Annotated in this window: 25 protein-coding genes; 17 read left to right on the top strand and 8 right to left on the bottom strand. The window is 64.9% G+C overall.

Annotated features, from left to right (window positions below; all coding sequences use genetic code 11):
- The first annotated feature begins 83 nt into the window (after window positions 1-83).
- The 8 genes from ACOQPH_RS17955 (at window position 84) to ACOQPH_RS17920 (ending at window position 9,464) form a co-directional block, all read left to right on the top strand.
- Entirely contained in the window at window positions 84-947 is an 864-nt protein-coding gene (locus ACOQPH_RS17955) for an ABC transporter permease subunit (protein WP_420622672.1), read from the top strand.
- Window positions 944-2,830 carry an ATP-binding cassette domain-containing protein gene (locus ACOQPH_RS17950; protein ID WP_420622671.1) on the top strand — a complete coding sequence of 629 codons (1,887 nt, stop codon included), beginning with the start codon at window positions 944-946 and terminating at the stop codon, window positions 2,828-2,830. Before ACOQPH_RS17955 ends, ACOQPH_RS17950 begins: the two co-directional genes overlap by 4 nt.
- Window positions 2,814-3,515, top strand: coding sequence for an ABC transporter ATP-binding protein (locus ACOQPH_RS17945; protein WP_420622670.1), 702 nt, complete (start codon window positions 2,814-2,816; stop codon window positions 3,513-3,515). Before ACOQPH_RS17950 ends, ACOQPH_RS17945 begins: the two co-directional genes overlap by 17 nt.
- A gap of 39 nt (window positions 3,516-3,554) precedes the next feature.
- A complete protein-coding gene (locus ACOQPH_RS17940) occupies window positions 3,555-4,700 on the top strand; it encodes an acyl-CoA dehydrogenase family protein (RefSeq protein ID WP_420622669.1) in 1,146 nt (381 codons plus the stop codon).
- A gap of 227 nt (window positions 4,701-4,927) precedes the next feature.
- The gene (locus ACOQPH_RS17935) at window positions 4,928-5,530 is read left to right on the top strand and encodes a hypothetical protein (protein WP_420622668.1); all 603 of its coding nucleotides are present in this window, start codon (window positions 4,928-4,930) and stop codon (window positions 5,528-5,530) included.
- A 414-nt stretch (window positions 5,531-5,944) separates the two neighbouring features.
- Complete coding sequence (locus tag ACOQPH_RS17930) at window positions 5,945-6,346, top strand: hypothetical protein (RefSeq protein WP_420622667.1); 402 nt, start codon at window positions 5,945-5,947, stop codon at window positions 6,344-6,346.
- A gap of 90 nt (window positions 6,347-6,436) precedes the next feature.
- The gene (locus tag ACOQPH_RS17925) at window positions 6,437-6,808 is read left to right on the top strand and encodes a DUF2237 family protein (RefSeq protein WP_420622666.1); all 372 of its coding nucleotides are present in this window, start codon (window positions 6,437-6,439) and stop codon (window positions 6,806-6,808) included.
- A gap of 652 nt (window positions 6,809-7,460) precedes the next feature.
- Window positions 7,461-9,464 (top strand): Calx-beta domain-containing protein, encoded by a 2,004-nt coding sequence (locus ACOQPH_RS17920; RefSeq protein ID WP_420622665.1) that lies wholly within the window; start codon window positions 7,461-7,463, stop codon window positions 9,462-9,464.
- 79 nt (window positions 9,465-9,543) lie between these two features.
- On the opposite strand, the gene ACOQPH_RS17915 is transcribed toward ACOQPH_RS17920, so the two are convergent.
- Window positions 9,544-10,920 (bottom strand): hypothetical protein, encoded by a 1,377-nt coding sequence (locus ACOQPH_RS17915; RefSeq protein ID WP_420622664.1) that lies wholly within the window; start codon window positions 10,918-10,920, stop codon window positions 9,544-9,546.
- A gap of 217 nt (window positions 10,921-11,137) precedes the next feature.
- Here ACOQPH_RS17915 and ACOQPH_RS17910 point away from each other — a divergent pair, with 217 nt between their 5' ends.
- The 3 genes from ACOQPH_RS17910 to ACOQPH_RS17900 all read left to right on the top strand — a co-directional run bounded on the left by ACOQPH_RS17910 (window position 11,138) and on the right by ACOQPH_RS17900 (window position 12,603).
- Window positions 11,138-11,515 (top strand): DUF2784 domain-containing protein, encoded by a 378-nt coding sequence (locus ACOQPH_RS17910; protein ID WP_420622663.1) that lies wholly within the window; start codon window positions 11,138-11,140, stop codon window positions 11,513-11,515.
- Window positions 11,516-11,656: 141 nt separating this feature from the next.
- On the top strand, window positions 11,657-12,082 hold the full coding sequence (locus tag ACOQPH_RS17905) for a hypothetical protein (RefSeq protein ID WP_420622662.1): 426 nt from the start codon (window positions 11,657-11,659) through the stop codon (window positions 12,080-12,082).
- Window positions 12,037-12,603 carry an AAA family ATPase gene (locus ACOQPH_RS17900; protein WP_420622661.1) on the top strand — a complete coding sequence of 189 codons (567 nt, stop codon included), beginning with the start codon at window positions 12,037-12,039 and terminating at the stop codon, window positions 12,601-12,603. Before ACOQPH_RS17905 ends, ACOQPH_RS17900 begins: the two co-directional genes overlap by 46 nt.
- 9 nt (window positions 12,604-12,612) lie before the next feature.
- Here the strand turns inward: ACOQPH_RS17900 and ACOQPH_RS17895 are convergent, their stop codons facing one another.
- Window positions 12,613-13,077, bottom strand: a complete 465-nt coding sequence (locus ACOQPH_RS17895) for an inorganic diphosphatase (protein ID WP_420622660.1) — start codon at window positions 13,075-13,077, stop codon at window positions 12,613-12,615.
- Window positions 13,078-13,267: 190 nt separating this feature from the next.
- Between ACOQPH_RS17895 and ACOQPH_RS17890 the strand changes: the two genes are divergently transcribed.
- The gene (locus ACOQPH_RS17890; RefSeq protein ID WP_420622659.1) at window positions 13,268-13,594 is read left to right on the top strand and encodes a hypothetical protein; all 327 of its coding nucleotides are present in this window, start codon (window positions 13,268-13,270) and stop codon (window positions 13,592-13,594) included.
- Between the two features lie 433 nt (window positions 13,595-14,027).
- Here the strand turns inward: ACOQPH_RS17890 and ACOQPH_RS17885 are convergent, their stop codons facing one another.
- Both ACOQPH_RS17885 and ACOQPH_RS17880 read right to left on the bottom strand, forming a co-directional pair.
- Window positions 14,028-15,026, bottom strand: a complete 999-nt coding sequence (locus ACOQPH_RS17885) for a hypothetical protein (RefSeq protein ID WP_420622658.1) — start codon at window positions 15,024-15,026, stop codon at window positions 14,028-14,030.
- Between the two features lie 115 nt (window positions 15,027-15,141).
- Window positions 15,142-15,453: a hypothetical protein gene (locus ACOQPH_RS17880; protein ID WP_420622657.1), complete on the bottom strand. Its 312-nt coding sequence runs from the start codon at window positions 15,451-15,453 to the stop codon at window positions 15,142-15,144.
- 440 nt (window positions 15,454-15,893) lie between these two features.
- Here ACOQPH_RS17880 and ACOQPH_RS17875 point away from each other — a divergent pair, with 440 nt between their 5' ends.
- The 4 genes from ACOQPH_RS17875 (at window position 15,894) to ACOQPH_RS17860 (ending at window position 20,518) form a co-directional block, all read left to right on the top strand.
- The gene (locus ACOQPH_RS17875; protein ID WP_420622656.1) at window positions 15,894-17,072 is read left to right on the top strand and encodes a trans-sulfuration enzyme family protein; all 1,179 of its coding nucleotides are present in this window, start codon (window positions 15,894-15,896) and stop codon (window positions 17,070-17,072) included.
- 103 nt (window positions 17,073-17,175) lie between these two features.
- On the top strand, window positions 17,176-17,898 hold the full coding sequence (locus tag ACOQPH_RS17870) for a precorrin-2 dehydrogenase/sirohydrochlorin ferrochelatase family protein (protein ID WP_420622655.1): 723 nt from the start codon (window positions 17,176-17,178) through the stop codon (window positions 17,896-17,898).
- Window positions 17,895-18,701: a uroporphyrinogen-III C-methyltransferase gene (cobA, locus tag ACOQPH_RS17865; protein ID WP_420622654.1), complete on the top strand. Its 807-nt coding sequence runs from the start codon at window positions 17,895-17,897 to the stop codon at window positions 18,699-18,701. Before ACOQPH_RS17870 ends, cobA begins: the two co-directional genes overlap by 4 nt.
- Window positions 18,698-20,518 (top strand): nitrite/sulfite reductase, encoded by a 1,821-nt coding sequence (locus ACOQPH_RS17860; RefSeq protein ID WP_420622653.1) that lies wholly within the window; start codon window positions 18,698-18,700, stop codon window positions 20,516-20,518. Before cobA ends, ACOQPH_RS17860 begins: the two co-directional genes overlap by 4 nt.
- Before the next feature lie 355 nt (window positions 20,519-20,873).
- Here the strand turns inward: ACOQPH_RS17860 and ACOQPH_RS17855 are convergent, their stop codons facing one another.
- Both ACOQPH_RS17855 and ACOQPH_RS17850 read right to left on the bottom strand, forming a co-directional pair.
- Window positions 20,874-22,565, bottom strand: coding sequence for a cation:proton antiporter (locus tag ACOQPH_RS17855; RefSeq protein ID WP_420622652.1), 1,692 nt, complete (start codon window positions 22,563-22,565; stop codon window positions 20,874-20,876).
- Window positions 22,566-22,952: 387 nt separating this feature from the next.
- Window positions 22,953-23,384, bottom strand: a complete 432-nt coding sequence (locus tag ACOQPH_RS17850) for a PIN domain nuclease (RefSeq protein WP_420622651.1) — start codon at window positions 23,382-23,384, stop codon at window positions 22,953-22,955.
- A gap of 175 nt (window positions 23,385-23,559) precedes the next feature.
- On the opposite strand from ACOQPH_RS17850, the gene ACOQPH_RS17845 reads away from it, so the two are divergent.
- A complete protein-coding gene (locus tag ACOQPH_RS17845; protein WP_420622650.1) occupies window positions 23,560-24,162 on the top strand; it encodes a hypothetical protein in 603 nt (200 codons plus the stop codon).
- 90 nt (window positions 24,163-24,252) lie between these two features.
- Here the strand turns inward: ACOQPH_RS17845 and ACOQPH_RS17840 are convergent, their stop codons facing one another.
- Window positions 24,253-24,600: a type II toxin-antitoxin system PemK/MazF family toxin gene (locus ACOQPH_RS17840; protein WP_420622649.1), complete on the bottom strand. Its 348-nt coding sequence runs from the start codon at window positions 24,598-24,600 to the stop codon at window positions 24,253-24,255.
- The gene (locus ACOQPH_RS17835; RefSeq protein ID WP_420622648.1) at window positions 24,600-24,821 is read right to left on the bottom strand and encodes a ribbon-helix-helix domain-containing protein; all 222 of its coding nucleotides are present in this window, start codon (window positions 24,819-24,821) and stop codon (window positions 24,600-24,602) included. The genes ACOQPH_RS17840 and ACOQPH_RS17835 overlap by 1 nt, the downstream gene beginning before the upstream one ends.
- Window positions 24,822-24,844 lie beyond the last annotated feature (23 nt).

The raw sequence follows: 24,844 nt of genomic DNA, 5'->3' as shown, positions 1-24,844 counted from the left end.
AGTCGCAGGAAGGCGCCAACACCCCTCGGCGCCCTCCTGCGACTGCTTCATGAACCCGAAGAGCAACGGAGCACCTCGAGCCGATGGCCTTCGACCGACTCTTCAACCTCGGCTTCGATCTCGCCACGACGATCTCGATTCTGGCCTTGGTGTCCATCGGTCTGGCAATTACCTTCGGCATGCGGGGGATCATCAACCTCGCTCACGGTGAGTTCATCATGCTGGGGGCTTTCACCACGCTCAGCGGGGTTCGCAACGGCCTCAACATCTGGATTGCGATGCTGGCCGCAGCCGTAGCGGTCGGTGTGTTCGGCATCATCGTCGAGCGGTTGCTCATCCGATGGCTCTACGCCCGCCTGGCCGACACGATGCTGGCGACCTGGGGCCTTTCGTTGATCATGGTGCAGGTCATCGAGAACCTCTACGGATCGGTGACCGAGGGCATCGCGGTGCCAGTCGGCAATTTCAACGTCGGCAGCTATTCCATGTCGACCTACAACGTCGTGCTGATGGGGGCGGCTGCAGTGTGCGTGTTGGTCACCTACGCCGTCATGCACCACACCCGCTACGGCCTGCATGCGCGAGCGTCGGTGCAGTCCCACACCATGGCCGAGGGCCTCGGTGTCAATACGTCTCGGGTGAACATGTGGACGTTCGGGTTCGGCGCGGCGTTGGCCGGCGCCGCAGGTGCGTTGCTGGCTCCGCTCGTCGGAGTCATCCCGACCATGGGCCAGACATTCGTGGCCCGTTCATTCATGACGGTGATCGTCGGCGGTCCGGCATTCGTCGCCGGGCCCGTGTCGGCCAGCGGACTGCTGGGGTTCATTGAGAACCTCAGCACGAATTGGTTCACGCCCGTAATCGGCCAAGCCATGCTGCTGATCGCGGCGATCGTCATCCTGCGATTCATGCCCCAGGGCCTCACCGGCCGTCGGAGCCTGCGGTGAACGCCTTGCTGGCGCGGCTCGGCGCACCAGGCGGGGGACCCGCTCATGGAAGGTTGCGCACGGACCTTGCCGGCGCCGCCGCTGCCTTTGTTGTAGCGGCAGTCCTGGCGAACTTGGTGCAGGAATTCACCGCGTTCGAGTGGTCACTGTGGGCTACCCAGGCGATTCTCGCGCTGTCGCTGACGCTCGTGTGGGGACAGGGCGGCATCTTCAGCCTTGGCCAAGCAGCCATCTACGGCATCGGCGGCTACACCTACGGGTTCTGGGCCATCAACTTCGCTGACAACACCGGCGAGACGATCACCGCAGTAGTTGCCGCAGTCGTCGTCGGGTCGATTTTCGCAGCACTGCTCGGCTACTTCATGTTCTACGGCAACGTCACCGACGTCTACGTGGCAATCATCACTCTGGCCACGAGCCTGGTGCTGTTCGCATTCGTGAACTCGACGTCGGGCACCGCGTACCGCATCGGCGACGCCCCCTTCGGCGGATACAACGGAATGACTCGCATTCCCCGCCTCACATGGCGGCTGTCAGGAGCTGAGAGCCACGTTCTCACCCGGACACAGTTCTTCTTGGTATGCGTCGCCGCTGGACTGCTCATCGCCGTGATCATCCGGGTCATCTCGCGACGGCCGTTCGGGCGGATCGCCGTCGCCCTGCAGCACAACGAGCTGCGCACAGAACTGCTCGGCTACGACGTGCGCTGGCACAAGCTGGCGCTGTTCACCATCGGCGGGTCAATCGCAGGACTTGCTGGCGCCTTGTTTGGAGCGTGGGGCCGGTTCATCAGCCCGCCGGTGTTCTCGCTCGCACCAGCGGCACTGGTGGTGATCTGGGTACTGGTAGGCGGCCGCACCAGCGTCGCCGGAGCGTTTGTCGGCGTGCTGGTCGTCAAGGGCTTCTCGTCCTGGTTTGGCGGTGCGAGCGGCGACAACGAGCCAATCGTTCTCGGACTGCTGCTGATCGTGATCGTGCTGGCATTGCCCGGCGGGATCGTTCCCAGCTTGGGCCACGTCCGAACCTGGTTCCGGAACCGTCTAGCCGGCAGTGCGCGTCAGCACGCTCACCAAGACGCGGCGGCGGAAGACGACGCAGTTGACCGCGGCTTCGCGGCTGAGTCCGAGCTGCACGACACCATCGAGCAGCCGGCGCGCCGTATCGCAGCTCGTGACGTCACGAGACGGTTCGGCGGACTGGCGGCGGTGGACGATGTCACGTTGGAGTTCCCGCCACGAGGCGTGTCGTGTCTCATCGGACCCAACGGCGCCGGCAAGAGCACGCTGCTCGCACTGCTGTCCGGTCAGCTGCGCGCCACATCGGGATCGGTGACGCTCGACGACCATGACCTGACGAAGTGGCACCCCTACCGCAGAGCCCGCAGCGGCATCGGCATCAAGCTGCAAGTCGCTTCGATCTACAAGGCGTTGACGGCACGAGAGAATCTCTGGCTCGCGTGCTACGCAAAGACTCGCAGCATCGAATCGGCCCGGAACCGTTCCGCGGAACTGCTCGAGTGGCTCGGGCTGAGCGACGACGCTGAGCGTCCCGCGGGCACGCTGTCCCACGGCCAGCAGCAATGGCTGGAAATCGGCATGGTCGTCGCCGGAAATCCAGGCATTGTGCTGCTCGACGAGCCGACAGCGGGAATGACCCGGGACGAAACCGAGCGCACCGCCAGCCTCGTCACCGAATTGGGCGAACAGGCATCCGTCATCGTCGTCGAGCACGACATGGAATTCGTGCGCCAGCTTGAAGCACCGATCACCGTGCTCCACATGGGAGCAGTGTTCGCTCAAGGCACCTTCGAGGAGCTGTCAGACGACGAGCGCATTATCGACATCTACCTGGGAGGGAGCCACGCCGATGCTGCAAGCGACTGATCTGCGTGCCGGGTACGGAACCGCGGCGGTCCTCCACGGCGTCGACCTGTCCCTCGAAGCCGGGGAACGCGTCGCCGTCCTCGGACGCAACGGCGTCGGCAAGACGACACTGATGCGAACCATCAGCGGCGCTGTCGGCTGCACCGGCGGGAATCTGACTTTCGAAGGCACCGATCTCACCCCACTCAAGCCCTACGAACGTGCCCGCATGGGAATCGCCCACGTGCCACAAGGACGGGACATTTTTCCGAAGCTCACCGTGGCAGAGAACCTCAAAGTGGGTGCCGCAGCAGCCGGGCGCTCCAGCAACAGCAGCCTCGACGAGATCTACGAGGAGTTCCCCCTGTTGGCGACTCGCCGCCGAGCCAAGGGCGGCAGCTTGTCCGGTGGCCAACAGCAGATCCTGGCGCTCGCACGCGCACTCGTCGCCGAGCCGAGGCTGCTGCTGCTCGACGAGCCCTCCGAAGGGATTCAGCCGTCGATTCTCGATCAGATCGCAGAGGTCATCGACCACATCAACTCCACGCGCGGCATCGCCGTTCTCGTCGTGGAGCAGAACCTCGACTTCGCCGCCCGCATCGCCCGCCGCGGTCTGATCATGGAGAAGGGCGAGATCATCGAAAGCCTCGACATCGCGGAGCTTCGCAACGACCGCGACCTGCAACGCAAGTTCATGGCCCTGTAGTCGCCAGTCAGACGATCCAGACACGAGGTTCGTAACCACATGCAATTCACCGACGAGCAGAATCAATTCAGGTCCGTCGTGCGCGACTTCGCGAACGCCGAGATCGCCCCCTATGCGGCGCAATGGGATCTCGACCACACCTTTCCGACGAACACCGTCCAGGCCATGGGCGATCTCGGGCTGTTCGGTCTCATATTCCCGGAGGAATACGGCGGAGCAGGGGCGGATTTCACGACTCTCTGCATCGCCATCGAGGAAATCGGTCGTGTCGATCAATCATTGGGAATCACCCTCGAAGCGGGCGTCTGCCTCGGCGCCAAGCCCATCTTCGAGTTCGGATCAGACGCGCAGAAGCACGAGTACCTGCCCGACTTAGTGGCTGGCCAGGCGCTCGCCGGGTTCGGCCTGACGGAGCCCGACGCCGGCTCGGACGCCGGCGCGACCAAGACCCGCGCGGCGCTCGACACCTCGGGCGGTCAGCCGCATTGGGTGATCGACGGATCGAAATGCTTCATCACCAACTCAGGCACCGAGATCACCAGCCTGGTCACGGTGACGGCACGCACCACCGAGGGCATCTCGACCCTCATCGTTCCTTCGGGCACCGCCGGCTTCGTCGTGGAGCCGGCGTACCACAAGATGGGATGGCACGCATCGGACACCCATGGGCTGCGCTTTGACGGATGCCGAGTGCCCGAATCCAACCTGCTCGGGGCGCCCGGCCGAGGGTTTCAGCAGTTCTTGGCGACTCTCGACGACGGGCGGATCGCCATCGCGGCACTGGCAGTGGGGCTGATCCAAGCCTGTCTCGAAGAATGCACGGCGTACGCGAATCAGCGGACTGCGTTCGGCAGGCCGATCGGCAGCAACCAAGCAGTCGCGTTCAAGTGCGCCGACATGGCGGTAGCTGCGGAAACGGCTCGACAGGTGACCTACGCGGCGGCGGCGCGCAAAGACGCAGGACTGCCGTTCAAGAAGGAAGCAGCCATTGCCAAGCTCTACGCGACAGAGGCAGCCGTTGCGGCGACCCGCGAAGCAACGCAGATTTTCGGCGGGTACGGCTTCATCGACGAAACCCCAGTGGCGCGGTTCTACCGCGATGCGAAGATCTTGGAGATCGGCGAAGGCACAAGCGAGATCCAGCGAATCGTGATCTCGCGCGAACTTGGCCTCGTCCGGGCGTGACTACTTCGACAATGACGGCTACATGCGCCAGGCTGCCGGCGAGAGCTGATTGTCGGCTAACGCGCGCCAGTGTCGTACGTGTAACCGGGCACGCTCGTGACTCATGCCCTCATATCGGAGGAAATGACCTCGTCAGCCCACGCCAGTTCCTCGGCGCTGAACTCGCCGTGTTCGCACGACCCGCTCAGGGTCCGGTTCCGTGATGATCTTCGTAGCCTCGCCGCCAGATGGCCGAGTTGGCACGGATCGTTGGTGTGGCATTGGTCGCAGGGCTGGTCCTGGGTTGCAGCGGCAGCGCTGCCGACCATCCCGAGGCGAAAGATCAGCCCCGTCACCGGGTCGTCAAGTGCCTCGGCGTCATCGATGCGATCCCTGAGCCCGTTCCCGGCTACACGGCATACGGCTCCGGCGGCGGGTTCGTCGCGCTGCCCTCGGGGGTGTTGCAGCACGGGCGATCGGGGTCGGGGGTCTCGGGCTATGAGGACTATCGGTTCGCGAAGTTCGGGCTGCTCGTGCGTCGCTCCCGCCAGGCATCGCTCGAGATCGTGAGAGCCCCGGACGACGCATTCCTTGACTACGGGCAGATCGAAATGGGGTCTGCCAGTGCACTGACGGTCGGTCCTTGCGACACGCACGGTCCCCTCTGCGAGGCCGACTCGGCCGGGAACACGAGCGGATGGCCGTGCGGGGCCGCTCGCGGTGAGTGGCTCGTCTGGGCGGGTGGCATCTGGGTGAACGAGCCCGGCTGCGTCGAGGTGCTGGCCTCCTCGGGTGACGAGGAGATTTCCGTATGGCTGGCCGCCGGCGCATCCTGCGACGGGCGAGCCTAGTTGTCCGATCGATCCTCGACGGGCTCCGCCGGCACCAGCGGAATCCAACGCGGCGTGATCTCTCGCCTGCCCATTCCCGGCCGACCGATTTCTGCGAGGCGCCACCGTGGTGGCGACCTGAGAGACTTGGAGTGGGCAGACCTCAACGACCTCGAGGCCCACCGCTTCAGCGGCGACCCAGTCTGATCCGCGCACCGCAGACGCTCGAAAAACCAATGGCGGCCGCGGGCGTGTCGCCATAGATTGCATCTCAGCCTCGCCGCCGGGCTGAAACGGCGTGCCTGCCTCATCACACTGCCCACGAGACCGCTCCCCTGCCGAGCCTTGCCGACTCGCTCGCAGTGGTCCAAGGGCGCCCGTCGGGGAGGCTGCCCGGCCCCGCGCCTGCACATGCTTACACTCGAGGAGAAGCCCGTGGCCATCGACGAAATCGAACGGAACACACTGGTGAACAAGCTCATCACCACACTCGGCGAGGATCCCGCCGCCACCCTCATGAAGACCGTCTGGCCTCACGGCACGGACAACCTCGCCACCAAAGACGACCTGCGCGAATTCGCCACCAAAGACGACCTGCGCAATTTCGCCACCAAAGACGACCTGCGCAATTTCGCCACCAAGGACGACCTGCGCAATTTCGCCACCAAGGACGACCTGCGCAATTTCGCCACCAAAGACGACCTGCGCGCTCTCGAGGAACGCATGCGCGCCTACGTCGACAGCGCAATCGCCAGGCAGACCCGCACGATCATGCTGGCCATGGCAGGGTTCATGACGGCCCTGATGGCGCCGCTGTACGCAGGGCTGCTCGCCTAGATCTTCCTGCCGGGACTCATTGAGGAAATAGGCCCCTCGGGCGACACCGGTGCTGCAACAGGGGTTGCGAGACCTGAGAGACTGAGCGCCGTGGCCCACAATGTTCTCGGCGGCGAGCTGCAGCCCTGCTCATACGACCCGCTCACCGGTTGGTTCCGGGATGGCTGCTGCAACACCGACTCCGGCGACCACGGAGTCCACACTGTGTGTGCCGTGATGACCGCTGAATTCCTCGAGTTCTCCAAGGCGGCAGGCAACGACCTGTCGACGCCGCAGCCGGCCGGCGGCTTCAACGGCCTGTCCCCCGGCGATCACTGGTGCCTGTGCGCGGCCCGCTGGACCGAAGCGCTCACCGCCGGAGCCGCACCCCAGGTCGTGCTGGAAGCGACCCATGCCCGCACCCTGGAGTGGGCAGACCTCAGCGACCTCCAAGCCCACCGCTTCAGCGGCGACCCAGTCTGATCCGCGCTCCGCACACATCTGTTGCTGAGCTGGGCCGTAACCAGCCGGTGGATGCGCTGGACGACATCGAGCGGGTTGCGAACCAAATGGCCGGATACCGGGTGGAGATGCTCGGCGCGCTGGAGCTGCAGGTCAGAAGACATTTCCCACCGACTCAAGATGTCGTCTTCTGGCGACAAAACGTACGCTTCCCGCCACCCGCAGCCCGTAGACGGGCCCTGGTGAAGGGTCAACCGCAGCAAGGTTGATCGCTCAAGCCTGTTCATACTTCGATTGAGAAAGTCAGCTTGCGGATTTCTCAGACTTCTGTTGGAAAAACCTTCATCCGGGCATCGGTCCCGCGACACAACGACATCCTGAGCTCGCGGCGCTCAGCCTTCGTTTGCAGCACGGGGTACTAACAACCCCGCACTGCATCGGACGCTCGTCGCTTCATATCGTCCACCTTCAATTCGGGCATCAGCCCCCCGTCTCGAGGAGTTCGCGTCCCGTGCGAATGACAGCCCGCTTCCGACGTCTTCTGCTGTCGGCGGCCGCCTTGGCCGTCGTGCAACGGCGCCCAAAATCGTCCAAGACCGATACCGTCACCCGGCCGAGCTCACAGCCGAGCCGGCAACCAACGCCGAGGCTCATCCCGAAAACCGGCCGCTTCATGGGGCAGTGCCTCTCCAATGCTCGCTGCCGCAAGGTCCGGGGCGCACTGGCGCTGGTGTGTCTCGCCAGCTTGTTGGCCAGCACGCTCACGGTGTCTCCGGCTTCGGCGGCAAGCGACGAGCCGACGGTCACCATCAAGAGGCGCGGACACCCGGCGAGCATCATCGGAGGCCAGTACCTTTCGTATCGCCTCCGGGTTGATGAGCTTCCCGGCAATGGGGTCAGCGTGGGTGTCAAGGTGCACTGGAGTGTGCCCTATCCAGGAGACCCACTTCCTTCTGCTGCCCAGTCGGGGCTCGTCGCTGCGGACAGGGACGGCGAATTGGGCTGGGACAAGATATTGGGGCCCATCTCCTCCGCTGAGGACCGACCGATGCTCGCCAGAGTCCAGATCATCGATCCGGACGACATCGCTCCGGCGAACGACATCTACGACGACGCCTACGACCACTGGGGGTTCAGTGGCTACAACGTCGGCAGCGCCGACTCGCTCCTCATCGCCGTCAACCCCCAGCTGTCGGTGGTCGATGCCTCGGCGACCGAGGGCACCGATTCGCACCTGATCTTCAGGGTGAAACTCGCACCGCAGGCGACGGAGACGGTGACGGTGGAATATGCCACCTCCGACGGCACCGCGACGGCGGACGACGACTACACGCAAACGAGTGGCACGCTGACATTCAATGTGGGCGACACGGTGAAGACGATCAGCGTGCCGATTGTCAACGACACCGAAGACGACAGCGGGGAGAAGCTGACGCTCACCTTGAGCAGCCCCTCCGGTGTCACGAGGCTCGTCGCGCAGCCGGGAGGATTCACCCTCCCCGGCGATGGCCGAGTCCCTCTGGGGGAGTGCCGTGTCTGGTCCGGCGACACTTACTGCAACCCCGGCGGTTACAGCCCGGTGCAGTTCGCCGCCACCGTGTCGGCGACGGGGACGATCCTGAACACCGAGCCGGGGCCGGATCCGTCGGTCGACGACCTGCCGCTCGTGACGATCCAGGCCGACTCCGCCTATGCGGGAGAGGGCTCCGACGCGGTGTTCACGCTGACCCGCACCTCGGGTTTCTCGGAGGCCCTGACGGTTCCCGTATCCGTCCATGAGACCGGAACGATGCTGAACTCCGCTGCACCGACCAGCGCGACGTTCGCCGCGGGCGATTCGGAGACCGAACTCCGGGTTCCCACCGACGACGACGATGCGTTCGAGGCCGACAGCGTGGTGACGGTCGAAATCGAGCCGGGGAGCCTGTACCGCCTGGGCGCAAACGCGTCGCAAGAGGCGACAGCAACAGTCCTGAACGACGATGCCGCTCCGGTGCCCGTCCCAGCGTCGGCAAGTCCGGGTGTCACGGTGTGGTCGGCGGACATGACGGTGGTCGATTACGGGAGTGGTGGATCTATCGGTGCCGGCAGCGCCGATCTGTTCTCGAACCAAGGCGGGAGCGAAGGCCTTCAGGCGATGTGGCTCTGGTACTCCACCTCCGAGCGTTCCCTCAGGCTGGCGTTCACGACGAACGTCAATACCGATGAACTGAGGCTGCATGCGGGCGATGTGGTGCTGGCCTTCCCTGAGCAAGGATCCGTGAACTCGGGATTTACCTGGGAGGACGTGGACGATCCCGGCTGGACGGACGGCGAGACGCTTGCGGTGCGCCTTGTACGGGGGCAGAGAGAGGCTTCAGCGTCCCATACGGCGACAGAGGAATCCGTGGAACCGCCGTCTGCGCCCCAGAACCTGGCGGCAACCGTGAACAACGACGGCTCGATCACGCTGACCTGGGACGCGCCGGGCGACGATTCCGTCACCGGCTGCCAGATACTGCGGCGGACCGCCCAGGACGGTCACGCACTGCTGGTCTACGTGACGGACACCGGGAGCACGGCGACCACCTTCACGGACACGGACGTGACGGCGGGCATCCGGCACACGTACCGGGTGAAGGCGATCAACCAGGCGGGCCTCGGCACAAGGTCGAAGCGAGTACAAGTGATCCCGTAAGAAGTGCCGCGTCGTAAGCGTGAAGGCCGATCAGCCGACTTCAGGTCCACGAATCGGAACACTCTCGTCACCGGCAGACCTAGCCGTCGGGGTGAACCTCGATCGGTGCGGGCGGCACCCGCACAGCGTTGAGCAGGGCGCGTTCGCCTAGGGGCTGAGACAGCTCGACCGTGACCCGTGCGGAGGGGTTTCCCGGGCAGGTGGCTCCGCCTGAGACCGGAATGACGGCAAACGCCACGAGCACGCTGTCGGGGGTCTCGATGACCTGCGGTCCTTGGAGGGCGTCGCCCATCTCTCGGCCACTCGCGCAGTCGATCTCTTTCACCTGCAGGTGAATGCTCGTGTCGGCGGGCTGTGGCGGCGAGCCGGGATCGAGATGGACCTCGACATGGGCAAGACCCGGCGGGAGCGCCACGAGTGCTTCGCACGGGCGGTTGGGTCCGCCGAAGCCTGACAGCACCCACCTCTCGCCGGCCCGGCGGAACGATGCACGCCCGACGATGACGTGGCCGTCGATGATGGCGAAGGTGGCGCGGTCGTCGTCGATGCGCATGACTGACCAGTCGCCCGTGGGCAGTGGTTCGGGGCTCGGAGATCGAAGCTCGTCACGCAACGCCTCCACAGCGGGATGATCGACTTCGTCGACCGAGAGCGGGTTGACCAGCCGGGAGTAGCGCACCGATCCGATGCCGCGGCAGACCACCAGCGGGTCGTCGGCACTGACCAGCGGGACGATGTCCAACGGCCCGCTGGGCGGCTCGGGCGTGTAGGAGACATCGACGCACACCGGCGCTGCGGGCACAAGTTCAGCGAGCCGGTCCAGCGTGGCGTCGGGCGGGTCGACGAAGCCGACCTCGACCCGGTTCCGCGTCGTCCGGATGCCAAAATGGCTTATTCCTTCGAGTTCTTCTGCGTTGGCTTGGATCTCGGCCCGGACCACCTCGAGCTCGGCAGTGGAATAGTCGGCCCGGACGACATCGAACCGCTCGCTGTCCGGCAGCAGGGCCGCTAATGCCTCGCGGTGGGACTCAAGACCGTCGGTGAACGCTGCCACCAGCGCCCCGCCGTGCGCCCGATCGATCCACAGATCGGCGAATGTCTCACGGTGCTGTCCGCCGTAGTCCCGGATGATGCCAGTCAGCTCGTCATCGGGATTCTGGGTACCGCTCAGATTGCCTTCGACGGTGCTCTCCAGCTCGGGAATGTCATCGCACGCCACGAATGCGCTGAGCGGGGAGGCCGCTGTTGACGTCGTTGGCGACGGTTCGCTGGATGGCGACGGTGCGGCCGTCACGGGAGCAACCAGTGCAGTTGGGGTTGTCGAGCCCTCGGCAGTGTCCATCCCGGCAGTCGAGACTTGGTCCACCCGGTCGGCCGAACCGCACGCTGCGGCCGCGAGGACTGCAAGAGCACCCAAGACCCAAGTGCGGGTCCGCAACGGGAATCGCGCTGCCATGTCGCAGGCGTACTACGCCCTTCTACACACAGCCAGGCGCGCCGCCTGATTGACGCAACGTTGTCGTCAATTTGACGCCGTATTGCCAAGGTCGGACTCCTGCAACCTACGCAGGTCGCCCAGCTCACCGATCCATGCCGCGTCGGCACGTGCGCCAGCGAGCAGCTCTTTGACGTCAAGTCATTAGCCGCCGAGGTGGCTCGCATAGCGTGGATGCGTGGTCGCATGGTTGCTGGCGGCCGCTGTGGCGCTTTCCCACGGGCTGCTGGCCGTCTTCATCGTGTTCGGCGCACCGCTGGCTGCGCGCAGTCCCCGGGTGATGCGCTGGTACCTCGTTGCGCTGGCGCCTATCGCGGCGGTGAACTTGCCTGGGCTGCCGTGCCCGCTGACGGTCTGGGAGAAAGATCTCTGGCGCCTCGCGGGTCACACGCCCTACCGGGGCGGCTTCATCTCCCAGTACTTCGTCGAACCGTTCTACGCCCCCGGCCTCGACGCCGGCGGCGAAACCGTGCTGCTGGTCGCTGTGACGGTGTGGTGCGGGGGGTGGCTGCTGTACACCGCTGCGTCACGCCTGCGTCTGCGCGATGCACGCTGAGGGGGCGGCGTCGCCTGAATCTGAAGCGGTCCGTCAACCGTACGTGGCGATGGCGACGCCGCTGAGGCCCTCGAAGCCCTTCGGGTCGGCGGTGACGACCGTGCGGTTAGTCGCGCGTGCGGTGGCGGCGATTATGAGGTCGTGGGCGCCGCGATGGCCACGGTGTCATCGTCGCCGATGAGCCGGTCGACATGCCGGGTCCGGACGTGTGGCGGAAAGCAGCTCTTTGACCTCACGACCTTCGCCGAGGCCGAGAGGCTCGATGCGGGCGATCGCCTTGCCGCGCCGGACGACGGTGAATTGCTGGCCACGGTGCTCGACGGCATCGAGGACGGACGCAAAGCCTCGTGCGGCTTCGGTTGCGCTCATCTCCGTCATGAAATCAGATTATCTGATCGATGTTGCGATCTCGATCGATTTTCGGGCCAGCAATCGAGCGGCATCTTTCACCCAGAGGTTCTTGCGCGCAACGCCATTATTCGGGAGACAGGCGGCGGGCCGCTCGCTAGGTTGCGGCCCTTATGCCCGAGCCAGCTGCCCAGTCGCCCGATGGTGACATTTTTCTGATCACTGGCGTCCCGGCGTCGGGCAAGTCGACGATCGCCGAGGCACTCGCCCAGCGGACGTCTCGATCGGTTCATTTGCGAGGTGACATCTTCCGCCGCTTCGTGATCAACGGCCGGGTCGAGATGTCCGCCGATCCCGAACCGGAGGCGGTGCAGCAACTCCGCCTCCGCTACGAGCTCAGCGCGCATGCAGCTCGGGCGTACGCCGCGGCCGGCTTCACGGTCTTCTACCAAGACGTGATTCTCGGCGACTTCTTGGGCGAGGTGGTCGAGCTGCTTCGTCCCGCTCGGCTTCATGTCGTCGTCCTGGTTCCGTCTATCGACGAGGTGGAACGTCGGGAACGAGGACGGATCAAGGTGGCCTACCGGCCGGGCGAGTACACGGCCGCGCAGCTCGCTGCAGGCTTGGAGTCGACGACTCCGAGGATCGGCTACTGGCTTGATTCGAGCGGGTTGACTGTGGCCGAAACGGTCGAACAGATCATGGCCAACCGCGCCGCCGCGCGGATTCGGGTGCGGTGACGGTGACCGTCACATGACCGCTCCGCAGTCGAGGCGGTCGGAAAGGAGTTGAGCCGCGTCGCGGGCGTCCCGGACCGCGCCGACATGCATGACAGGACCGGTGTCGCCGAATACCGAGGTGATGAACTCCTTCAGCGTCTCGATCTCATCGACGGTGGCGGGGCGGGTGTCGCCGACGCGACGGGTGAGGAGGTTGTGGTCCTCGACGAGGCACTGGTCCCCTGTTTCCTCGAACTGTTCGAGCAGCCCGACGAGTTCGACTTCAACAATGTCGCCGGTGGCGGCAGGTGTGGTGTCGAGGAGGAAGCAGTCGCGGCAGTCGCCGTCGGGTGCGGCGACCCCTGGGATGAATCCGTAGGTGTACGGGTACGGCACGGCAATGGTTTGCTCGCCGACGAGGACGAGCGTGTCCTCGTCATGGAGGTGCTTGGTAACCGACCCAGCCGGGTTCTCGATGAACATCTGAATCCTCATGTGAGCGCGCTCCAAACGCAAAGGTGCCTCTCAGGGAATCTTCGAACCGCTGGGATGGGACCTGCTCCACCGAATCCGCTCGACAGAACCAACCAACACACGAGTGCCGACGAGCTTCGAACCTACCCTTGGAGGAGTGCCGATCCTGAAGTGATCCGATCCGCTGCCGGGAAAGCCGAAGCGAGTCTTGGTGGCGGGTGCGACAGGCGTCGGCAAGTCGACGCTTGCACGGCAGGTAGGGGCCCACTTGGCGCTGCCCTATGTGGAGATTGACGCCCTTTACCACGGTCCGGAGTGGCAACCGAGACCGACGTTTCGCGACGACGTCATCGCTCTGGCTGCTGAGGATCAGTGGGTCACGGAGTGGCAGTACCCCGTCGCCCCGCCCTCTGCTGGCCGAGCGTGCCGATCTTCTGATCTTTCTCGACTTGCCGCGATGGGTGGTGACCTCGCGGATCGTGCGGCGAACACTGCAGCGGGCGCTGCACCGAACCGAGCTCTGGAATGGAAGTCGTGAGGCACCCCTCCGGACGATCCTGAACGATCCCGACCACATCGTCCGCTGGGCGATGCGAACTCAACCCGAACACGCACCGCGTATCCCGGCATTGGCCGAGCAGCGTCCCGAACTCCCAATCGTCTGGCTGTCCTCGCGGCGTGTGGCTTCGACGTCAGAGAGATTCTGCGCTCGGCCGATCTCATCTATCGCGTCACCGCCGCGCGCGAACTGTGTCTTGAGGACCTGTCTGACAGATTCCTCGTTGGGACCGAAGTCGATATCGCGTATGCCGGCAGCGGCGCAGACCTCAAGTGCGCGCCAGACGTCGACAGCATCGCTGTCTGCGCGCCGCACCGTACGGGCGACCTTGAGGATCAGAACGTCGACGACGGCATAGTTGTTGCTGACAGCGGTCGGCGGGCAGTCGATGCACAGGTCAAGTCGAGTTGTTCTAGCGGGCTAGTAGCCATTCACGAATTCCCTCTGCGGCTTCGTGTCGGTCGGTCCCGCCGAGTCGCTGGAGATCCAAGATCACCTGCGTCGGATGGGCAAGAGTCGGATCGCCGTCATGGCGGATACGAAGGACCGAGGTATCTGCCGGCACGATCAACTCGACGTTCGCGTCGTCGGGGCCTTGAGCGGGAATCATCTCGAGGTGGGCGGCCAAACGGTGATCGCCCGCGTACACAGTCGAGTGCGTAGGTACGCGCCACGGGACCAGGCGGTCAGCGGCGACGTCACCCGAGATGACGGCGTCAGCTCGCAGGGACTCTGCAGCGGCCACGATTCGGTCGCATGTCTGCTGAGGAGGATCAAGCGAGTAGAACCAGCTAGTGAAGCCGCGCGCTCCCGCATAGTCCCTCAGTAGGGCATCGAGCAGCGCCGGCCGGTCCGCGGCCCATCTTGATCGCCCCTGGCGTTCGACGAGTTCAGCAGCCAACAGTGCCGACAACACCTGTGACACTCGAGGTTGGCTGACGCCAGCTCGTTCCGCGAACTTGGTTTCCCCCTCCACAACGCCCTCGGAAATGAGTGAACGGATGATCGACCACGATCCGGATCCTGTCGGCAAGCCGCGACGCTGTTTCCTCACAGAACGGCTCGGTATCCGCCGACTGATGCGGATTCCGCGTGCACGGACATCAGCGTTGCCGTGGGTGTCGGCCCACGACCACTGCGCTTCGGTGAGCGCTCGTCCGGTGGACTCGGTAATGAGCGGTGCCACGAGCAGGGGGACACCCACGGTTGCGAGACGATCTCGCTGGGGCTCCAATCGCCGGGTCTCACCGGGATACGGAGCGCGGCTCTGCACCTCGACAGCGAATCGAACCCGCATGTCGTCAACCTCGGCGTCGAGCACGCCATCTGCATGAGCAGTTGTATGCGCGTCTGAACTCAGAGTCCCGGCGATGCCGACGCTGTCGAACAGCTGCATTAACTCCATAAGCATGTGAATATTATAAGTGTTGTGTTTATTTCTGCCAATCGCTTATTGGATGACGCGCCTCTCAAGTCGAACGCCGCTGTCGGAGCGTGTCAAGCCGATATCTGCCGCCACTTCGTCATCAGCGACTGGGGCGGAATTGCGCTTCTGCGCTAGCGGCGGTCGCTGACTGGGCAATGAGAGTGCAGAGCTGCTCGGCGGCCTGGCGCTGACTGTCGAGCGTTTCGAGGATCCCTTCCCGTCCCAGTCGATGAATGCCGTCGCCTGTCCGTCCCGAAAGACGGTTGAGCACGATCAAGCCATCGGGCTCGGTGCCGAGGAATTGGGGGGCACCAGCGAAACCGGATTGCTCGAGGTGCACGAGCAGTTGCAGACTGCCTAGCGGCTCAGCGTTCGCCTGCGGTCGCCTGTGTGCTGTGAGGATGTTCTCCACCGCGGCTGCTCGCGACGCCGAATCCGCTACGGCCCGAACCCCAAGTAGGGCTGTGCCCTCGGCTGCCCAGTCCCGTGAAGATCCGGCGCCGTAGTCAGCCCCACAGGCTGGAAAACGCGTTCAACGTTTCCGCAAGGTAGCCGTCCGTTGGTGGTGCCTATGGATCCGTGAGTCACGGTGACGACCGGTGCATCAGGGACGGTTGAGGCGGCTGTAGTGGTATCGGTGGTATCGGTGGTATCGGTGCTGTCGCGCATCTTGTAGCTTGACTGCCGACATCTGTAGCGGCGGGTCGCGGTGCAGTGCGTCCGGCAATATGGCGGGTGCTCCGGGCGCTTCTTCTGTTGGCACAGGTGCGGCCGATCCCGATTTGCGATCGAGTTATCCCCATTTGCCTTCCGGCTGTCCATGACGTAGCTGTCGTTCATATGGAGACAGCGATGAACCGACCTGCTCACCATCCCGAAACGGCTGCTCTGTTGGCCGGCCGCAGCGTCGAAGGCGGACTGGCGCCTAGACTCGAGCCATCCACAGCGTTCGGGGCCGCGGACGCGGCGGATGCCGCGCGCAGAGCCGTACGTCCCCGTGTAACCGATTTCTACGGGAGGTACGGCAATCCCACGGTGCAGGCATTCGCCGACGCCGTGGCCGAACTGGAGGGTGCCGAGGCAGCCATCTGCAGCTCCAGCGGAATGGGCGCCATCTCGACGGTGGTGCTCGGGATGTGCTCGCAAGGAAGCCATGTGGTCACCCAGCGTCAACTGTTCTCTGGCACGTTGCAGCTCTTCACCCAGGTATGTCCGCGATTTGGGATCGACGTCACCTTTGTGGATGTGGAAGAAACCGAGGCATGGCTGGCCGCCGTCGAGCCGGGCCGCACGACATTGGTCTTCGTCGAGACGCCCAGCAACCCGACGCTTGCCCTGGCCGATCTCGATGCGTTGGGCGCCATCGCCGGCCCCATCACCGTGGTCGACTCGACGATGGCCACGCCGCTCATCCAGCGTCCTCTGGACTACGGAGTGGACCTCGTGGTCCACTCGGCCACCAAAGCACTGTCGGGCCACAACGACGCCACTCTCGGGGTGATTGCCGGCGAGAAGACGCTGGTCAATGAACTGTGGGGCTATGGGGTGGTGCAGGGCAGTTCGGCGTCGGCGTTCGACAGCTGGAATGCGCTGCGCGGCCTCAAGACACTCGGGGTCCGCATCGAGCGCCAGTGTGCGAATGCTCTGCAGGTTGCCGGCATTCTCAGCGCCCACAGCGCCGTCGCCGAGGTGTTCTACCCCGGACTCGACCGGCATCCTCAGCGCGAACTCGCGGCCAGACAGATGGCATCGGGCGGAGGCTGCGTCACCTTCGAGTTCGTCGGGGGTTACGAGGCAGCCTGCACATTTGTGGATGCGCTGCATCTGGCCTACTTGGCGCCTTCGCTGGGTGGTCCCGAGACGCTCGTCAACCATCCGGCGTCGATGACCCATGCCCAGCTTGCACCCACTGAGCGTGCAGCAATCGGCATCGGCGAGGGGATGATCAGGATGTCGATGGGACTCGAGCATCCCGACGACGTGACAGCCGACATCTGCTCGGCACTGCAGGCTGCACACACCTGCTCGTGATCGCCACCGTGTGAAATCTGGGACCGATATCGGGCTGGCCAGACCCGCCGCAGCTAATTCCTGAGTAAGTTGATCATATTTGTCGGTAATATAGCTGCCGCCTATGTCAACACCCGTGTCAACACCTGCCACGTCCCTTGCCGACCGGCACTCGTACCCCGTGTACCTCGACCTTCGCGGCCGTCGGGTGTTGGTGGTCGGCGCAGGCGTCGTGGCCGCACGCAAGATCGAGCGCTTGGTGCCCACTGGTGCGGCAGTCACCGTCGTGGCGCCGAGTGCGGTCCCCGCAATCGCCGAGCGAGATGACGTGCAATGGCACCGCCGGCCCTACCAGCAGGGCGAAGTCGCGGGCTACCGGCTGGCGTTCACCTGCACGGGCGAACTCGAGGTGGACGCGCAGGTGTTCGCAGACGGCGAAGCGAGCGGCGTCTGGGTCAACTCGGCCGACGACATCGACAATTGCTCGTTCATCCTGCCGGCTGTAGCGCGACGAGGCACGCTGTCTGTCTCGGTCAGCACGCAAGGCATCTCTCCGGCGCTGGCGTCGTGGCTGCGCAGCCGCTTCGGGCGCGAACTCGACGACGGCGCAGAGGAACTCGTTCGGCTCTTGAGCGCTGCACGGGCTGAACTGCGCGCAGCCACCGGGACGTCGGAGCATCCGGGCTGGCAAGAAGCCCTCGACGACGGCCTCCTCGACGCCGTCAGGGCTGGCCGGGGCGCGTGGGCACGTCGGCGGCTGCGCGCCGCCCTCGGCCTTGACGCGGCCGCCGACACCGACGCAGCCGCTGACGACACAGAGCAGACGCAAGCGGTGACGCTTCGATGACGGTGTATCTGGTCGGCGCAGGACCCGGCGACCCGGACTTGCTGACGATGCGGGCAGCGCGACTGCTGGGACGGGCCGATGTGGTGATCCATGACCGGCTCGTCGGATCGGGCGTGCTCGATCTCATTCCGTCGGGAACACCGCTGGTCGATGTCGGCAAGCGACCGGGCGATCCGCGTCGCGCCCAGGCCGACCTCAACGCCCTGCTGCTCCATTACGCGGCTCTCTACGAGGTCGTTGTCCGGCTCAAGGGCGGCGACCCTTATGTGTTCGGCCGAGGCGGCGAGGAGGCCTTCGCGTTGCTCGACGCCGGTCATCGCGTGGAAGTAGTGCCCGGCCTGTCGAGCGCCATTGCTGCTCCCGCGGCCGCCGGCATCCCGCTGACCCATCGAGGCCGATCGCATGGCTTCACCGTTGTGACGGCTGCCAGCGCCCACGACGTGGCGGGCGTGGACTGGCTCGCCCTCGCCCAGCTCGATCACACGCTGGTTGTGCTCATGGGGGTGCGCTTGGCGCCTCACATCGCCACGGTGCTGATCGCAGGCGGCCGGTCGCCCGATGAGCCGGTCGCGGTGATCGGCTCGGCCACAACCGCATGTCAACAGGTGGAGCGCACCACCCTTGCCCGGCTCGCACAGGTCCGAGTTCCCGCCCCGGCAACCATCGTGATCGGCGATGTCGCGGGTTTTGAAGGGTTGCCGGTGTGGCAAAGCGACCATCTCACCACCCACCATCTCACCACCCACCACGGCACTTCTCACCACAGCACTGCTCACCACGGCGCCCTCGGAGGCACAGCATGACAATTCTCTACCGACCAGCTGCTTTCCAGCGGCCCGTACCACGCGACACGGATCTCGCCGAGCCGTTCCTGGGCGACATCGTCAAATGGGAGTCGATCACCCAGCAGTACTTCGACGGTCACATCGACGAGGACGTGTACAAGACGTATCGACTGACCAACGGCGTCTACGGCCAGCGCCAAGGCGGACGCAACCAGATGGTGCGCATCAAAGTGCCGTACGGGTCGATTCGGCCCGAGCAGCTCGAGATGATCGGCTACCTCGCCGAGCACTACAGCCGGGGCTGGGCGCACATCACCACACGTCAGAACTTGCAGATGCACTACGTGCAACTCGACCAGATGGGCGAAGTGCTGCGGCTGCTGGCGAGCGTGGGCCTCACGACGCGGGAGGCATGCGGAGATACGGTGCGCAACATAGCGGGCTGCCATCTGGCCGGTGCGTGCCCGTATGAGATCCTGGACATCTCGCCGTGGGCCGAGGCCGCATACGAGCACTTCGTGCGCAACCCCATCGCCCAGCGGCTTCCCCGGAAGTTCAAGATCAACTTCTCGGGCTGCGACACCGATTGCGGCCAGGCCATGTTCAACGATGTCGGTGTGGTCGCGGCCGTCGATATGAACGAACACGGCAAGCGCCAAGCCGGCTTTCGGGTGTATGTGGCTGGAGGCCTTGGGGCCAACCCCCATGCCGCGCTGGCATTGGAGGACTTCACTCCACGCGAAGACCTGCTGCCGACGATCGAGGCGATTCTGCGGGTCTTCGACCAAGCGGGCAACCGCGACAACAGGCTCCGCGCCCGCATGAAGTGGCTCGTGGACACGCTAGGGATCGACGAGGTCCGGCGTCGGGTGCTCAGCATCCGCCGAACGCTGATTGCGTCGACGAGCTGGCCCGGCGGGCTTCCCGATGCCGTGATGCTCGAGGGCGACGAGCCTGCGGGGCAGGCATCGGACGGTGTCAGCCTCGTGGGCCACGGCGCTGCATCGGTTCCGGTGACCATTGCTGTCCGCCGCCCGGTCGACGGGGTGAGCGAATACGCCGACTGGGAGCGGGTCAACGTGGTGCGCGGCACCACCAACGGCACCGTCTCTGCCTACGCACATGCCCCCCTCGGCGACATCACCACGGTACAGTTCCGCGCCCTCGCAGACGCCCAGCGCGCCCTGGGGGCAAGCGTGCGGCTGACGAATCGTCAGAACCTCGTCTTCCGAGACCTGCAAGAGCATCAACTGGGAGACCTCTACCGCCGGCTCGCTGAGATCGCCATGGCCTCCGCCGGCGCCGAGCTGCTGCGCGATGTGGTGGCATGCCCGGGCGCCGACACCTGCAGTCTGGCAGTGACCCAGTCGAGAGGGCTGGCAGAAGCGATCACCGATGCGCTCGAAGAAGCCGGGCTGGCCGAAGTGCCAGGGCTTCGCATCAACATCTCGGGCTGCATGAACAGCTGCGGTCAGCATCATGTCGCCGACATCGGCTTCTTCGGCATCGAGCGGCGCGTCGAGGCCAAATCGGCACCCGGGTACCAGTTGCTGCTCGGTGGTCATGTCGGCCAAGAGCAGATCAAGTTCGGGTCCCGGGCGCTGCGACTGCCCGCTAAGAATGCGCCGCACGCGGTAGTGCGAATCGTCGAGCGCTACGTCGGGGAGCGGGATGCAGGCGAGACGTTTGCAACCTGGCTCGAGCGAGCGGGCGGCGCATCAGCGGTGGCGCGCAGCCTGCGAGACCTCGATCGCTTCGACACCGAGGAGCACTTCGCCGACTACAACGAGACGAGTCCCTTCGCGGTCGCCGTCGGCGAGTCCGAGTGCCTCTGAGCGAGTGATGCTGGCGCGGTGTTCAGAACAGCTCAGAAAAGCGTGGTGTCGGGATGGGCGGACGCTCGGCCGTGCGTTGCCGGCGCCGCACGGTTGACCGGTGCCGGGAAGCCCTCGTTCGACTCGAATTCGTACGGGGGAAGTCTGGCGCCAGCGTCGACATGAATCCAACATCATGCCTCCACCAAATCCAAGGACCCCCAGAGCCTGCGCAATACCCAGGGTGAATCAACGGGCAAACTGCGGCAGTGCGCGTGCTATGGCGCAGATGTTGCAGCGTGAACGTCGACGCGATGAGAAGAGGCCAACAGCGCTGTCATGGCACTTGATGAGCCCGTGAGGTCGCCTGTCCGAGTCAGGCTGGGTCTGAAACTGAATCGGTACCGTCAGCAGACCCCTGCCCGCGGTGTACGCGGTCGGGTTGTGGCCTGATCTCTTCCATCAGCGCCAGCAAGTCAATGACGTCGTGCGCGACGATGGTGCCGCGGAACTCTCCGTCCGGTCCGTCGACAACCGGTGTCACGTTGACAGCGTATTTCGCCATGCGTTCAAGCACATCGCTGATCGGCTCGTCGGGCCGAGCTTCCATTGGACATGGGCGCATCACCTTGTGCAGCGGTGTACTGGCCCGCGTGCTGCGGCGAACCCTCTTCAGACGGGCGGCAGAGACGATGCCCACGGCTTCGCCGTCGGACACCACGACATAGTCGGTGTGCCCGGGGACGGTCCAATTCTCAAGGAATTCTTCAATGGGCACTTCCGGGCCCGGGAACATGCGCGTTGCATCGAGCAAGCTGCTGGCCTGGACGCCAGCAAGGGCATAGCGGGCGAATGACGGCGGCATGGACAGCGGCGTCGCAGGTGCGCCGGTTGCCCGCGCATGCTCCACGGAGGCGGTGATGAGCGGCGGAATGAGCAGCATGTACCCGAACATCACGAGCACCAGCATCGAGAAGACATCCGCACCGATGACGCCGCCTTCCAGCATGACCAGCAGGAAGCCGACTTCGGCGACACCCTTCGCCATCAAGCCCGTGGCGAGCGTCAGCGGTGCATCGATGCGCACGAGATATGCGCCGATGAAAGCGCCGGCGAACTTGCCCGCCAGCGGGATGATGACCAGCGCGGCGATAGTGGACGCAGGCAGATCCAAGAACGACAGATCGAAGTACAGCCCGGCCGACGCAAAGAACAGTGGCACGAACAGACCTTCGGATGCGCTGCGCAGCCCGAGCATGATGTCGCCGCGCACCTGCTCAGGCAAGCCAGATAGGGCTGCGCCAAACAGCAGCGCTCCAATGGTGCCGTGCAGGCCCATGCGCTCGGCGCCGACCACCATCAGGAACAGCCCGCCCAGCAACAGGCCAAATGACAGCTGAGGGACGTTGAATATTCGCTGCAGCAACGCGATGGCGGTCGGCAGCACCCGGGTAGACAGCAGCCAGGCAACCAGGACGAAGGCCACGATCTGGGCGATCAACCCGACCGCCGCGGCGGCATCTGCCGTTTGGGCCTGTTCGCCAACCGTGAAGCCAACCACCAGCAGCGTCATGATTTCGGCGATGAGCACAACGGCGAAGATCCTGAGACCGATGCTCTCGCGTAGCTGCCCGCTGTCGGACAGCACTTTGGCCACTAGGCCCAGACTTGAGAGCGAAAGCACGCCCGCCAAGGCGAGCGCATCGGTGATCGGAAGGTTGAGCGAAAAGCTCAGGCCGAAGATGTCTGACGTGACCGACAGGGCAACCGTCGTGGATATCGCAACGGAGATGATCGCGGCGGCGAAGTAGCGGCCCCCAATGATCGACACGAAGCCCCGTACATCGATCTCGTCGAAGCCGATGTTGAAGAACAGCACGAAAATGCCCAGGCCCAAGAAGAGCTGCAACTCGTCGTTGGGCGTCACCCAATTGAGGACCGGCCCGAGCAAGATGCCGGTCAGCACGTATGCGATGATCGAATTCAGGCCAAGCCGTCCCAGCGCCCCTTCGAACAGCTTGGCCACCACAATGAGCAGTCCCAGCGGGACCAACAGCTCAGGCAGCATGTGTTGCCACAGTTGGCGCTACCGACCCTTGGGGGTGTTCCGAGTGGTCGGTGCCACGCACTCTCGTTCAACTCCCGTGCACTCGGGGTGCTGAACGTGACGCCCTTGCCGTTGTCGTCGGCGATCTCGTCGATTTGACGTTGGCACTAGGGATAGCGCCGTTGCAGAGGAGGCCCCTGACAGTGCTTGCTTCGTAGCCGCCGATGCTGGGATCGTACCCGACGACCCAGTCTTGGGCCGTGCGGATCGTGACAGCCAACCGCCTAGACGGCAGACACGTGGGTAGTGACCGGCATGTCGTCATGCTTTGTGGATCCGAGCATCACGCACCCTGGCATTGCCCCGCGATAATCCGGGATCTGCTGAAGAAGTAGACCCTCTGGCGTCTCAGGCCTGCCGTGTGTGCAACGTGACGCCGAGGGCCGCTGCGATGCGCTGAAGATCGCGCTCGTCGCTGGTGATCACGACGTCGCCCCGAGCGGAGGCCCCGACCACAACTGCGGCATCGACTACGTCATTGGTGCCGGCTGAGGCACATGCCGTGCCCGCAGAACGAGCCCGAGTCTCATTGAGCGATTCGATCCGGCAGCCCGGCAGCAGCCTCGACATCTGCGCCTGTGGACCGCCGCGCCACCCTTGGGCCAGCACACCAGCGGGAACCGTCGGGGTCATGCCATCTCCAAGTACACCCTGGTGCAACGCACGCTCCGCAGCCGCGTTCAGCCACGCCGACAGGCTGACCCCGTGCGTCGCCGCTGCGCTGGCCGCTCTCTCGGCGACCGATTCGTCCAATGCGACCGACAGCTTCCTCACAGCCACGAAAATTGCGGTAGTCCCACGTTCCGGCCAAGCAGATTTCTGCCCGACGCTGGCTGCGCAGACCTAGGTGACTGGGCGGCGTCGTCTGAAGCGATCTCGGCAGCGAATTTCAGCCGTGCTCGTACGACCCGCTCAGAGTCCGGTTCCGTGATGATCTTCGTAGCCTCGCCGCCAGATGGCCGAGTTGGCACGGATCGTTGGTGCGGCATTGGTCGCAGGGCTGGTCCTGGGTTGCAGCGGCAGCGCTGCCGACCATCCCGAGGCGAAAGATCAGCCCCCTCACCAAGTCGCCAAGTGCCTCGGCGTCATCGATGCGATCCCTGAGCCCGTTCCCGGCTACACGGCATACGGCGCCGACGGCGGGTTCGTCGCGCTGCCCTCGGGGGTGTTGCAGTTCGGGCGATCCGGGTCTGGGGTCTCGGGCCATGAGGACTATCGGTTCGCGAAGTTCGGGCTGCTCGTGCGTCGCTCCCGCCAGGCGTCGCTCGGGATTGTGAGTGCCCCGGACGGCGCATTCCTTGACTACGGGCAGATCGAATTCGGGTCTGCGAGTGCACTGACGGTCGGTCCTTGCGACACGCATGGTCCCCTATGCGAGGCCGACGCGGCCGGCAACGCCCCAGGCTGGCCGTGTGGGGCCGATCGCGGTGAGTGGCTCGTCTGGGCGGGCGGCATCTGGCTGAACGAGCCCGGCTGCGTCGAGGTGCTCGCCTCGTCCGATGACGAGGCGATCCACGTGTGGCTAGCGGTCGGTGCTTCCTGCGATGTGGAGGCCTAGCGGTCGGGGCGAACACACCGTGGAGCAGTGCACGGTCGCCCAAGCGCCCTGGCGCGTAAGTAAAGCCAGCTTCGACACCGGATCGGGCGACTACAGGTCGAGGTGAAGACGGAGGGCGTCGTCGAGTCGCTGCATGAGTTCGAACGGCAGCACACCGATGCGGTCGCCGATGCGGCTCGCAGCGACTGAGCGGACCTGTTCGGCCTGAGCCTTGGAATCAACGGGCAGCCCTGCATCAGCGGCCTCGATGAGGACTTGGAACGGCAGTACCCGGTCGGTATTCGAGGTCAGCGGCACCACGCTGACCACGCCGCGTCCGGTGATGCCGACCGCAGCGTTGGCCGCATCATTGCTCACGATGACAGCGGGCCGCCGTCGGGCAGCCTCAGAACCAACGGTGGACCCGAAGTCGACGACGCGGACCTCGCTGCGCTGCATCAGGCAGTCTCGAGTCCGTCATCCGCGGCGGTGTCCCACAGATCTGCATCCGCTCCCGACCACTCCTCGAACGCTTCGGAATAATCGACCACCAAGTCCGACGTGCGCAGTAGGCGGATGGCCTGTCTGATCGTCGCCGACCGAGACGGCAGCCGGTGCGCTTGCGCGTACGCATCGAGCGTTGCGACGTCCTCGTCGGGAATGCTCACGCTGATCTTCATACCAGAATCCTACTGTGGTAGGA

The sequence above is a fragment of the Candidatus Poriferisodalis sp. genome, assembly GCF_965221945.1.
GTDB lineage: Bacteria > Actinomycetota > Acidimicrobiia > Acidimicrobiales > Poriferisodalaceae > Poriferisodalis.
Note: the sequence above shows the minus strand (reverse complement) of the source record. Positions and strands in the feature narration are given on the sequence as shown.